Annotated in this window: 14 protein-coding genes; all 14 read right to left on the bottom strand. The window is 45.3% G+C overall.

Annotation, left to right across the window (positions count from 1 at the left end):
• Positions 1–38: 38 nt before the first annotated feature.
• Positions 39–674, bottom strand: coding sequence for a SpoIIIAH-like family protein (locus WKT00_RS01985; protein WP_101694400.1), 636 nt, complete (start codon positions 672–674; stop codon positions 39–41).
• 17 nt (positions 675–691) lie between these two features.
• Positions 692–1,303, bottom strand: coding sequence for a stage III sporulation protein AG (locus WKT00_RS01980; protein ID WP_340260604.1), 612 nt, complete (start codon positions 1,301–1,303; stop codon positions 692–694).
• Entirely contained in the window at positions 1,272–1,631 is a 360-nt protein-coding gene (locus tag WKT00_RS01975; protein WP_340260602.1) for a stage III sporulation protein AF, read from the bottom strand. The genes WKT00_RS01980 and WKT00_RS01975 overlap by 32 nt, the downstream gene beginning before the upstream one ends.
• 30 nt (positions 1,632–1,661) lie before the next feature.
• Entirely contained in the window at positions 1,662–2,810 is a 1,149-nt protein-coding gene (locus WKT00_RS01970; protein ID WP_101694403.1) for a stage III sporulation protein AE, read from the bottom strand.
• On the bottom strand, positions 2,807–3,193 hold the full coding sequence (locus tag WKT00_RS01965; protein WP_101694404.1) for a stage III sporulation AC/AD family protein: 387 nt from the start codon (positions 3,191–3,193) through the stop codon (positions 2,807–2,809). Before WKT00_RS01965 ends, WKT00_RS01970 begins: the two co-directional genes overlap by 4 nt.
• A 39-nt stretch (positions 3,194–3,232) precedes the next feature.
• Positions 3,233–3,427 (bottom strand): stage III sporulation protein AC, encoded by a 195-nt coding sequence (gene spoIIIAC / locus WKT00_RS01960; RefSeq protein WP_101694405.1) that lies wholly within the window; start codon positions 3,425–3,427, stop codon positions 3,233–3,235.
• 46 nt (positions 3,428–3,473) lie between these two features.
• Positions 3,474–3,995 (bottom strand): stage III sporulation protein AB, encoded by a 522-nt coding sequence (locus WKT00_RS01955; protein ID WP_101694406.1) that lies wholly within the window; start codon positions 3,993–3,995, stop codon positions 3,474–3,476.
• 2 nt (positions 3,996–3,997) lie between these two features.
• Complete coding sequence (spoIIIAA, locus tag WKT00_RS01950) at positions 3,998–4,939, bottom strand: stage III sporulation protein AA (protein WP_340260596.1); 942 nt, start codon at positions 4,937–4,939, stop codon at positions 3,998–4,000.
• A 119-nt stretch (positions 4,940–5,058) separates the two neighbouring features.
• Positions 5,059–6,126 carry a helix-turn-helix domain-containing protein gene (locus WKT00_RS01945; protein WP_101694408.1) on the bottom strand — a complete coding sequence of 356 codons (1,068 nt, stop codon included), beginning with the start codon at positions 6,124–6,126 and terminating at the stop codon, positions 5,059–5,061.
• 203 nt (positions 6,127–6,329) lie between these two features.
• On the bottom strand, positions 6,330–8,417 hold the full coding sequence (locus tag WKT00_RS01940; protein WP_340260593.1) for a polyribonucleotide nucleotidyltransferase: 2,088 nt from the start codon (positions 8,415–8,417) through the stop codon (positions 6,330–6,332).
• A gap of 304 nt (positions 8,418–8,721) precedes the next feature.
• Positions 8,722–8,988, bottom strand: coding sequence for a 30S ribosomal protein S15 (rpsO, locus tag WKT00_RS01935; RefSeq protein WP_101694410.1), 267 nt, complete (start codon positions 8,986–8,988; stop codon positions 8,722–8,724).
• A 130-nt stretch (positions 8,989–9,118) separates the two neighbouring features.
• Complete coding sequence (locus WKT00_RS01930) at positions 9,119–10,768, bottom strand: Na/Pi cotransporter family protein (RefSeq protein WP_101694411.1); 1,650 nt, start codon at positions 10,766–10,768, stop codon at positions 9,119–9,121.
• 13 nt (positions 10,769–10,781) lie between these two features.
• Entirely contained in the window at positions 10,782–11,708 is a 927-nt protein-coding gene (locus WKT00_RS01925; protein ID WP_101694412.1) for a bifunctional riboflavin kinase/FAD synthetase, read from the bottom strand.
• Positions 11,709–11,719: 11 nt separating this feature from the next.
• A complete protein-coding gene (gene truB, locus WKT00_RS01920; protein WP_340260589.1) occupies positions 11,720–12,628 on the bottom strand; it encodes a tRNA pseudouridine(55) synthase TruB in 909 nt (302 codons plus the stop codon).
• Position 12,629 lies beyond the last annotated feature (1 nt).

Below are 12,629 nucleotides of genomic sequence, written 5' to 3'. Positions count from 1 at the left end.
TATAAAAAATTTAACAAAAATTCGCTATTCTGTCAAATTTACCGTCCTTCTGCATGCACCGGTGTAATCACGATGTTCTGCGCTGCAATTCCAGTTTTTCTCGTAATAATGTCCTCAATCTGCGCACGGTTAGCATCACTTAACTCCGCCGCATTCACAACTACATCTGCACCGTCCTGCGTCAGGCTCACCACTGCCTCGCTAAATCCCTTGGATGCCAGCATCGTCTCTGCCGCCACCTCTTTTTCTGCCAAATCTGTCATCGCAACCATTTGATTTACGGCGTCTTGCTTCTGTTCTTCACTCAAGTTCTCACTGTCAATGATTTGCTGAAGCGTCTCCTTATTCTTCGCCCGTACCTGTTCCCTGGTCACCTTCGCTTCTGCAACTACTGCATTTGCCGTTCCGCTGGTTAAAACCGCTTCCCCCGGCGTTCCTTCTACGCTTCCATCTTCTCCTGTCTTATCCTGACTTTCAATATCCGTTGAGGCATTTGCTTCCAGATCTTCTTCCGAGATATCTAATAACTCCTGATTGGCAAGTTCCGCCCCTGTCTCCTGTGCTTTCTTCTCCTTTGGGAAGATCTTTCCCGAATAATTCAGGTAACCTGCCGCTGCAATCATTACCGCCAACGCTGCAATCATCATCTGATTCTTTTTCAATATCCGTTTCACTGTTTGCCCTCCTGCTTTTACATCGTTTCATTCTTCTTCATGATTCTAATCTTATGCGTGTCTATGCCAAATAATGCCTGGATTGCTTCTGTTATATTCCTTTTGACCAAAGCATTTTCTCCTCCTTCTGCCAGAACTACCACTCCTTCTACCCGCGGCGTAAGTTCTTTGCTTACATAAGGTTCCTGACTTTTCTCTCCCATTCCTTCATACACGGTAGTCTCCTGATGACTGGTATTTTCTGAAGTTCTTCTGCCTCCCTGACTGTCTTCTTCCGTTATCGCATCCCTTTCTCCCTGCGTATCTTTCTCAACAATCTTCTGTGCCGAAGACTGAAGTGTTACCATAACCCGAACATTCCCCGCTCCATCTAACTGGGAAAGGGTCTCTTCCAGCCTCCGTTCCAGATAACGGGCATAGTCCTGTTCTTCCGCCTGGGTTCCTACCGCTTCTTCCCCATCAATCTCACTATGCCTAGAATCTTTCTCCTTTTCTTTCGTCCCCGAAGGAAGTGCAATCACCAGAAGCAGCACTCCCACAAGAAAAAAAATCAAAAGCTGATCTTTCCGCACATGACGCAATTTCTCTAAGTCTATCTTACTCCAATGCCTCTGTCCCTTCCTCTCCAATCTTAATTTCCTCCACTTCTATGATATCTTCTGAATCTTCCGAAATTTCCTGGATTGAAATATGCCGCTGTTCTCCTGCTTTTCCCTGCCCCGGCTTCCAGCTTTCCCAATCTTTCATTCCCTGTTCATAGCGCTCCATTATCTGCAACGGATCCTGCTCCTGAAATAATTGAAGAATGGGAGACAGCAAGAGTACAACCATGACAAGTCCCGTAAAAAAACGAATATATTTCCCCCATACCTCTCCCGGAATCATATGAAAAAGCGCCGTTACCAGAATTACATAATAAGCCAGATCCTTCAGCCATTCATAAATACCTTCAAACACCTTTCTCCCCCTATCTCCAGATATCTTCTTCTATCCCATACTGGTCACTGCCGTTACGATTGCGATGGTCAGCAAAAACAGAAGTGCCGTTGTCGATATCACCTTCAGCATCAGACGGCACCCCTCACTGACAGACTCGATACATCCGGCAATCCTCGGATCACATACCGGCTGGATTACCGCTGCCGCCAGCTGATATAAGAATGCAAGCAAAGCGGTCTGAATAATCGGAACCAGGCAAATCAGAATACAAAATACAGCTCCTGCCATTCCCATTCCATTTTTGATCAGTACAGCCGTTCCAAGAGCCACCTCTGCCATTCCGCCAAGTGCATCTCCCACTCCCGGAATCGCTTCGGCTCCTCTGGTAATTACACTTTGCTTGACCGAATCGATGGCCGGGCTTATCATCCCTTGAATCACATTGATTCCCACCACACATGCAAGAAGTGTCTTAAGCGCCCAGGAAACCACCGTCTCAATCAGCTTTGAAAACCGGCTTAAATACGCCTCATTTGATAAATGATTCAGAATGTTCATCATCATATAGACATGAATCAACGGCAGCAGAACCTTTGCGATCAACACTTCTACCAGAAAAATCAAGAACAGTACGATCTGATAAAAGGCCGCAGATGTCACGCTTCCCTTCGCAATGGTAACCGCCAGAAAATAAAGCGGACAAAACACTCCCATGAACCCGGTCAGATCTTCCAGACTTTCCGCTGCCCATTCCACCACAACACCAAAGGAATTCAAAGACAGGGCAACCAAAAGCAAATACAATACATAAAAGCCAATTTCTGCAATCTGCGTGCTTTTTAAAGCACCTGCCAGCTGATGAAACACTGCTGCCACCAGGGCAATGACCAGAATGTGGATGAGATTATCCCGGCAGGAACGATAAGCATACCCCACCTGATCTTTGATCAGACGGTTCACAAGGCTGCCGCTTAGCTCCTGTTCTCCCGACAGCACAAGATCCAGTACATCCTGAAACCGAAGCTTTTCTTCCGGAAACAGTTCCGAAAGTGATTGATCCATCTTGCTAAAATCAAATTGAGTTAACATCTCTTCCATCTCCGGACTTCTTTCCTCCTCATAAGCTTCCACTTTCAAGGACGCTCCTGCAAAAAAGAGCAGCAGAAGAAGAACGGTACAGTATTTTCGCCCGCTCATGCCAGGAACTCCTCAATCGTCGTAAGAAGCGCCGCCAACACCGGGATTCCAAGCGCCAAAATTGCCAGTTTCCCAAACAACTCAATCTGAGATGCGATACTTTGATGTCCCGCCTCCTTACAGAGGCCTGATGCGAATTCAGATACATAGGTGATTCCAAGCATCTTCATCAGAGTCCCCATATAAATCGTATCTGCCCGCATATAAGAACGAATCAGTCCAAGTGCATCAAGGAGGACATCCAGCCTGTCAAGCACTGCAAATAACAACAGAATACCAATTGCCAGACTGATATAGATTCCGTACTCTGGCTTTTCATTCTTAAATTGAACTGCCAGAAGGGTTCCTGCCACTCCCAGAACCGCAACCTGTACCATCTCCATTCTCCCGCCCCCTTTTATTTCACTTTCGCGCATATTCCACTACAGAGAAAACAGATTCCGAATGGATTCAAAGAGATCATAGATCAGCGGCACAATCCAGAATAACACCAAAAGAAGCCCCGCAAGACTGGTCAAAAATGCCTGCTCTTCCCGCCCGCTGTGTTTTAAGACCTGACTTAATACTGAAACCAGTATCCCCACTGCTGCAATCTTAAATATCAGATTTACACTCATGTTTCCCTCCTGTTTTCCCCTGTCTCTTTTCTCCCATATCTTTCTTCTACATCAGCAGAATCATAACAAAGACTCCGCCCATAATCCCCAGACATCGATACAGCCGAACCTTCGTCTTCATCGTCTCTCTGAGTTCTTCTGCCGTCAGACGAAGGTCTTCTAAATAAAGATCCAGGGTCTGTACCTGTAGTTCTACATCTGCCGTTCCCAGCTGATGTCCCAAATCCTTTAATTTCTGAAGGGTCGTCCTCTCCAGGCCTTTTCCAAGAAGGCAGGTATGTACTGAAGTCTCCCAAAGTTTCTTAAAGCTTCCGTCTCTTCGCTCTTCCATCTGACTTGCCAGAAAAGAAAGCCATTCTTTATACGGCTCTTTGGCCGTACCTGCAATATGAAGAAACGCTTCCTCCAGATAGGATCTGGAATACCGGATCTCACTCTTTAGCTGACAACAGATTCTCTGCAGCTCCTGAAGGTTCTGATACTTCTCTTTGATGTGATCTGCCGCTGTAATGCCAGCCATAGACGCTGCCCCTACCACCAGCACAGCTCCCAATACCTTTGCCACCATGCTTATGCATACTCCTTTTCCCGATACAAAAGCGTTCCACGTCCATCAAAAATGCCTTCAACCTGTCCTACACGGCGACTGTTGCCCAACAGGATATACCGATCAAACCGCCCTTCCTTCACCATCTGTGCGAACAAGGGTCGTCTTCTTAATTCTTCCATGGATCCGGCATGGGCAGTGGCCAGCATCCGGCAGCCGCAGTGCATCGCATACTCAACTGCATGTACATCCTCTGCAAGCCCGATTTCATCTACTGCTAACACCTGCGGCCCCATGGAACGGATCATCATAATCATTCCCTCCGCCTTAGAGCAGCCATCCAGCACATCCGTCCTCATCCCCAGATCATTCTGCTGCAATCCCCGGTAACATCCGCCGATCTCTGAGCGCTCATCTACCACACCCGTTGCCATTCCCTTCACCCAGCGGTTTCCATCGGAAATCTGGCGGATCATATCTCTTAAAAGGGTTGTCTTTCCACATCCGGGCGGTGACACAATCAGCGTATGATACAGTTCCCGGTTCCCCGTAATATAGGGGAATACCTGATCTGCGCACCCGATCACTTCATGCGACAGCCTTACATGAATCGAAGAAATATATTTCAAATTCTTTACCCTTCCATTTTCCATAATCGCCTGTCCTGCCATTCCGATTCTATGTCCTCCTTCTACCGTAATAAATCCCTGTTTCATCTCCTGCTCGTACGCATACAGCGAGTAATGGCTGATATAATCCACCATTTCACGCACATCCTCTTCTGTCACCTGATAGGGGTTGCCATGATCGTTTCTTACCGTCCGCTCTTCGCCGCGATAGATAAAAAGCAGCGGACGACCTGTACGGAACCGGATTTCCTGCAGATATTCATATTCCAAATGTTCCTTTTCCAGCATCCTTAGGATTCGTCCCGGCAAAACCCTTGCAATCTGATTCTTATGCATCTTTGTCCACCTCTTTAACTCAATATATGCGACGACTATTGATTTATGCACACAAAAAACTCCCCACAATTTCAAAAAGCACAGATCCTTGTAAAATCTGTGCAAAATCTCATTGTATTTTATTTTCCCACTCGTTCCAGCATCTCCAGAAACCTCGGATCATCTTTTAAAAACGCCGTCTCCTGGTCGGAATAGATTCCATTTAAAATCATATCCCTCAGCATCGGACCCATTTCCTTCCCTTCTTCTTTCTTCGAAGATCTATCAACATCCGTATAGTGAAAAACAACTGAGCCACTCAGACTCCACTCTTTCTTAAGCGACAAAAGCATAAGCTCCAGCGTCTCTAAAAATTTATCCCAATCTTCCAGTGAGCTGTATAGCTGAATATCTCCCACATACCATCCATACTCCCACATTTCAAACTGCATGGCCGTCTTCTTATAGATTTCTCCAATCTTTTTGGCATCTTCGATACGCCCCTCTTTCATGGCAAGCTCCATCAGCGTCAAAAGCGTTCCATAGACATCCCCTATTATTTTAGTCATTTGCTGTTCCGCAAGCCGCCCTGCATCTTCGTATTTTTTCTGTGCAATCCATGTACTGATCTGCACTTGTGTTTTATCAACAAAGCTCGCATCCGGGAGCGTATCGATCAGCTCCTGCGCCTTCTCATACTCTTTTCTTTCCCGATATGCAGAAATCAGCATCACCTTTGCCTGGTTTGCAATCCCTTCTTCCGGACTGGCAAGTGCCCTTTGATACAAGTTCTCGATCTCTTTGCGTTCACGAGCGTACTTTGATTTTACATCTTCCTCCATAAGAAGCACACCTTCTAAGATCACTCCAACATTTAAGAGCAGGGAATAGGAATTGGGGAACTCTGTTACCTTTTCCATTCCATAAGCATAAGCTTCCTCAAAACTCATTTGCTCCGATCGTCTTCTAATCTCTCCTACTATCTCTTCTACTTCTTCACGGGTTAAATCTTCCCGAAAAGAAAGCAGGGTATTCAAATCCGTTCCCAACAATCTTGCCAATACAGGAAGCAGTGTAATCTCCGGGTAAGAGACGCCCTTCTCCCACTTATTTACCGCCGGAGCCGTCACTCCCAGACGCTCCGCAAGCTGCTCCTGAGTAAGACCTTTCTCCAATCGTTTCTGTCTGATAATCTCTTGAATTTTCATCGCAATCTGCTCTCCTAATCAAATTTCAAAATGCATTTTGTAAGTTTACTATAGCATTTACCGGGAAGATACACAATTGACGGGTTATTAATTTCTATTCAAGAAAATTAACCGTAAGTTATGGATCAAAAAAGAACATTTATATATCAAGAGGCGCAGGATTTCTCCTGCGCCTCTTAAATATGCTCATATGATTCTGAATTTTATTCTGCCACATCTTTCATGCTGAATGAGATTCTGCCCATCTTATCTTTTCCAAGACAAACAACCTTGACAACATCTCCCAGCGTCAGAACGTCTTCTACATGGTTGATTCTCTCCTTGGAAATCTTAGAAATATGAACCATTCCTTCTTTGCCAGGAGCAAATTCTAAGAACGCGCCAAACTCTTTGATGCTGACAACCTTTCCTTCCAGTACCTGTCCAGCTTCAAAATCTGTCACAATAATCGTGATCAGCTTGCGTGCTTCTTCCATTGCAGAAGCTTCTGTTCCACAGATGGATACGTTTCCATCGTCCGTGATATCAATCTTCACACCCGTCTGCTCGATGATCGCATTGATCGTCTTACCACGCTGTCCTACTACGTCTCCGATCTTCTGAGGATCGATCTGCATCTGAATAATCTTTGGTGCAAATTCGCCCACTTCCGGTCTTGGCTCGCCAATTGTCTTGTTCATTACCTCGTCCAGGATATAGGTTCTTGCTTTCTTGGTTGCTGCAATTGCCTCTTCGATAATTGGTCTTGTCAAACCATGAATCTTAATATCCATCTGGATCGCTGTAATACCCTTGTGGGTACCAGCAACCTTAAAGTCCATATCTCCGAAGAAGTCTTCCAGTCCCTGAATATCTGTAAGTACCAGATAATCATCATCCGTATCACCTGTCACCAGACCAGCGGAAATACCTGCAACTGCTGCTTTAATCGGCACACCGGCAGCCATCAGTGACATAGAAGATGCACAGATACTTGCCTGTGATGTAGAACCATTGGACTCGAAAGTCTCAGATACCGTACGAATCGCATATGGGAACTCGCTCTCGCTTGGGAGCACTGGTACCAGCGCACGTTCTGCAAGCGCTCCGTGACCAATCTCACGACGTCCCGGTCCTCTGGAAGGCCTTGTCTCTCCCACAGAGTAAGACGGGAAGTTGTAGTGGTGCATATATCTCTTGGATGTCTCGGACTCGTCCAGTCCATCCAGTCTCTGCGCTTCTGCAAGCGGAGCCAGTGTTGTGATTGTACAAATCTGTGTCTGTCCACGGGTAAACATTGCAGATCCGTGAACTCTTGGAATCAGATCCGTCTCCGCTGCCAGCGGTCTGATCTGGTCAATCGCTCTTCCATCCGGACGCTTGTGATCTTTTAAGATCATCTTGCGAACCGTCTTCTTCTGATACTGATATACGGCTTCACCAAGAACTGCAAGCCACTCTTCTTTTTCTGCAAAAGCTTCTTCCAGTTTCTCCGTAATCTGGCGGATATTTTCTTCTCTTACCTGCTTCTCATCCGTAAATACTGCTTCTTCCATTGCTGCCGGCGGAACGATCTCTTTGATCGCCTCGAATAATTCTTCCGGCACTGCACAGCTTTCGTAAGCATGTTTTTCTTTTCCGCATTCTGCAACGATCGTATCGATAAATGCAATCACCTGCTGGTTCAGTTCGTGAGCCGCAAAAATCGCATCAATCATCTGCCGCTCCGGAACTTCGTTAGCTCCTGCTTCGATCATAATTACTTTTTCTTTGGTTGACGCAACCGTCAGAGCCATATCAGAAGCTTCCTTCTGCGCAGCCGTCGGGTTGAATACAAATTCTCCGTCAACCAGACCAACCTGTGTAGTAGAAATCGGTCCATCAAACGGAATATCTGAAATACTGGTTGCAATTGCAGCTCCCAGCATCGCTGTCAGCTCTGGGGAACAATCCTGATCTACGGATAATACCAGGTTCTCCAGGGTTACATCATTACGATAATCCTTCGGGAACAGCGGACGCATCGGGCGGTCGATTACACGACAGGTCAGAATTGCATTCTCGGACGCTTTTCCCTCTCTCTTGTTAAATCCTCCAGGAATCTTACCTACAGAATATAATCTCTCATTGTATTCTACACTTAATGGGAAGAAATCAATGCCCTCTCTTGGCTTCTCGGAAGCCGTCGCTGTACATAATACAGTTGTATCACCATAGTGCATCAGAACAGCGCCGTTCGCCTGCTTTGCCACTCTGTCTACATCAATACGCAGTGTTCTTCCGGCCAGTTCCATCTCAAATTTCTTGTACATATTTGCTCTCCTTTTTTTCATATTACCAGTGAATCAGTCCATACCGAAACTACTGAAAAACACACTTGCCTTTCTTAAATCTTATACAAATATTCTTTTCAGTGGTCTCGGAATAAAACGACTGCCCACAATCTTTTATATTATAGCATACAACCAACAGATGTTCCACTACTAAATTCCAGTTTTTAATCAATCTAATTGTCAAAAATTTCTCAATTATCTTGCCTAAAAAAAGTTCCCAAACTGCAAAACAGTCGGGAACCTTATTGTTGTGTTGTGTGTCTGTAGATTTTACCTGTGTTGATTACTTACGTAATCCAAGTCTTTCGATCAGTGTACGATATCTCTCGATATCTGTCTCCTTCAGGTATGCAAGAAGTCCTCTTCTCTGTCCTACCATTTTCAGAAGTCCTCTTCTGGAGTGGTGATCCTTTGGATTTGCCTTGAAGTGATCTGTCAGATCATTGATTCTTGCTGTCAGAATTGCAATCTGAACCTCCGGTGAACCTGTGTCTCCGGCTGTTCTGCCGTAATCTTTTACGATCTGTTCTTTCATTTCTTTCGTGATCATTTTGTTTTCCTCCTATATTCTTTGTTAAACGCCAAATATTAAGTAACGGTTGGAGAATCCTGTTACCGAACATCGGCTATTCATACCGGACTAGTATAGCATAATGTTTACGGATTGTAAAGGAATATTTCTATACTTCTTCATCCTCTTCCATTCCTTCATCCGGCTCCAAAATGGCGAACGCAATATTCGTCGCATGATCCGCCACACGCTCCAGCCCTGATACGGTATCAGAAAAAATCATTCCCGCTTCCGGCGTACATTTATTCTTTGTAAGCCGCTTTACGTGAACGCGCTGAAGATGCTTTTCCATATCATCGATCTCATCTTCCAGCTTCAGAATCTCCTGCATGTGTTCGTGACTGCGGTTGCTGAACATTTCTAAGGAATACTCCAGAATTTTCACTACTTTGTCCATCATTTTCTGAAGCTGCCCTTTTGCCTTGTCACTCAAAGGAATCTGTCCTTCCATACGCTCTTTGGCAGAATCCGCCAAATTTTCTGCATGATCTCCGATTCGTTCAATATCATTAACTACATGGAACAATCCTCCGAGAAGTCTTCCATCCGCGAGAGGAAGCTCCAACTCATTCACCCGCACCAGATAATCCGTAATCTTGTGGTTCATAAAGTTAATGTATTTTTCCGTTCCATAGACCTCATGTATCTTTTCCTCATTCAGGTCACAGAGAGCATCCATGGCGTTTTTCAGATTTTCAATGGCAACCTTTCCCATATGCACAATCTCATGGATACTGTCAAATACTGCTGTTGTCGGTGCAATAATCGCCCCGTCTCCAATGTATTTCAATTCAAACGCATCTTCTGTAGTGCGGTCACTTCCCGGAACCACTTTATACGTAGCCTTTACAATCCAGCCCATGAATGGGAACAGAATCAGAACTTCAAATACTTTCATCATGGTATGAATATTGGCAACTGCCCGCGCCGGATTATCTCCTGACATATGCATCACGGTATCCGTAATCGGATTCAATGCAACTAACAGGATTGCAAACGTAATTGCCGATCCAATGACATTGAACAGAAAATGAATCATGGCTGCACGTTTGGCGTCCTTTTTTCCGCCTAAGCTGGCAAGAAGAGCGGATACACAGGAACCAATGTTACAACCCAGTACCAAAAACGGACAGATGGTAAATGCAAGAAGTCCCTGGGATGCCATCAAAATAATAATTCCAACCGTTGCGGAAGAACTCTGCAGAACAGCCGTAATCAAAAATCCCACAAAAATAGCTGCAAATGGGTTTTTCATTGCCTTTAAGAGTTCCACAATATGCGGCGATTCCTTGATCGTCGTCATCGCGTCTCCCATAATGCTAAGTCCCATGAACAAAATTCCAAATCCCAGCACCACTTCTCCGATCTTCTTCACATTCAGCTTCTTACAGAACATAACCATCACCACACCACTGATGACAAACAGCGGTGCAATATCCGATAGATTAAACGCAATCAGCTGACCGGTTACTGTGGTACCAATATTCGCGCCCAGGATAACCCCTGATGCCTGCAGCAGGTTCATCAGCCCTGAATTTACAAAGCTGACTACCATTACCGTCGTAGCGCTAGAAGACTGAACTACTGCTGTAAATAAAATTCCCACCAACATTCCAACAAAGCGGTTTTTCGTAAAAAACTCCAAAATCCCCCTCATCTTTGCGCCAGCGGCTTTTTCCAGCCCTTCACTCATCAGCTTCATGCCGTACAAGAATAGTCCCAGCCCGCCAAGCAGCAAAAAAAACGTAGTGACACTCATCTTCTTTTCTCCTTTACTTCTCCATTCCGAAGAAATGTTTTCCGTATAAAATGTCTTCCTCTATGCATGCTTTCATCTCTTCTATGCTGTCAAACTTCTGCTCAGGTCTCCGATAGTGCAAAAGTCTGACCGTAACCTCTTTTCCATATGCATCTTCACTGTATCCAAACAGAAATGTCTCGATCAGCAAATGATTTTCCTCAGTGACTGTCGGTTTTACTCCCACATTGGAAATCCCTCCATACGTTCTGCCGTCTACGCTCACCTCACTTAGATAAACACCGTAGGGAGGAGCCATCTTATCTTCTGGCCAAACCACATTAAAGGTTGGAAATCCAAGCCGTCTTCCCAGCTTCTTCCCGTGCTCCACCACTCCCGTCAGTTCATACGGATAGCCCAAAAGATCAGACACCACTTCCATCTTTCCTTCTTTTAACATTTCTTTTGCGTAGGTACTACTGATCTCCCGATTGTGGTAACGTTCTTTCTCAATCACAATCAATTCATATCCGAAGGTCTCTGCATAAGACGCAAGCATCTTAATATCACCCTTTTTCCCGAATCCAAATCGGAAATCTGTTCCTACCACCACATAAGACGCATGGAACAAATCGCAAATAATATCCCGGATAAATTCTTCCGCGCCAAGTCCGCTGAATTTCTCGGTAAAGGGGCACTCCACCAGATAGTCTACAAGCCCATCCAGGTGTTTATAGCGCTCCTGTCCCGTCATCAGCATCTGCGGATGAATTCCTTTTCTTAAATACAGTGGACGCATATCAAAAGAACACACCACACTGTTGATTTTATTTGCATTTCCCAATTCCCGTACTTTCTCCACCAGCATTTGATGCCCTCGGTGAAGACCGTCAAATTTTCCGAAGGTCACTGCTGATCTTCTGTCGTCCTTGTAGTGGGACAGCCAATTGATGTATTGCATATCTTCCCCTTCTATGAATTAAAAAACATCTTCTTAATCTGATATTCTCTTCGCTTTTCTTCCCATTTGTAAAGCGCAATAAATTGCCCCTCTTCATCGTATAGACGGATCTTCTCCTGATCGGCAAGAGGCTCGTCTTTCACCGTCACCGCCTGATACGGAAGGACATTTCCATTTTTGGCAAGCGCCATCCAGCGGTTCTTTACCACTGCCGCCTTGTAAGACGTGAACATCTGATCCACCGGTATGACCGCTTCCAAAATTTGATCTTCCTTCTTCAGTCGTTCAATCTCTTCCAGCCGAAGGCTGTCTTTTATCAGAAATCTTTCCACTCTGGTGCGAACCAGCGATTCCATACACCCTCCGCACCCAAGCTTTTCGCCAATATCATGGCACAAAGTCCGGATATAAGTTCCCTTAGAACATTCCACTTCCATACGGACTCTTGGAAGATCTACTTCTAAAATCTGAATTCCTTTGATCTCTACCGGGCGCGCTTTACGCTCCACCGTCTTTCCTTCTCTGGCAAGCTCATACAGCTTTTTCCCATTGACCTTCAAGGCAGAATACATGGGTGGTATCTGCAGATACGGACCCACGAAACTTTCCACCGCCTTGCACACTTCACTATTTGTCAGATGCTGTGTACTTCCGGTGTTCAGCACTTCTCCGCTGACATCCTGGGTGTCAGTTGTCTGCCCAAGAAGAAGCACCGTTTCATAGACCTTATCCTTGTCTGTCAGAAGCTCACAAAGCCTGGTCCCTTTTCCCAGGCAGACCGGCAGAACACCTTCTGCATCTGGATCCAAAGTTCCGGTGTGTCCAATCTTCTTCTGTCCTAATATTCCACGAAGCTTTGCAACCACATCATGGGAAGTATATCCCTTTTCTTTATACACATTGATGATTCCGTGTATCATT

This window comes from Dorea sp. ICN-14282, assembly GCF_037890115.1.
Classification (GTDB): Bacteria; Bacillota; Clostridia; order Lachnospirales; family Lachnospiraceae; genus Dorea_B; species Dorea_B phocaeensis.
Note: the sequence above shows the minus strand (reverse complement) of the source record. Positions and strands in the feature narration are given on the sequence as shown.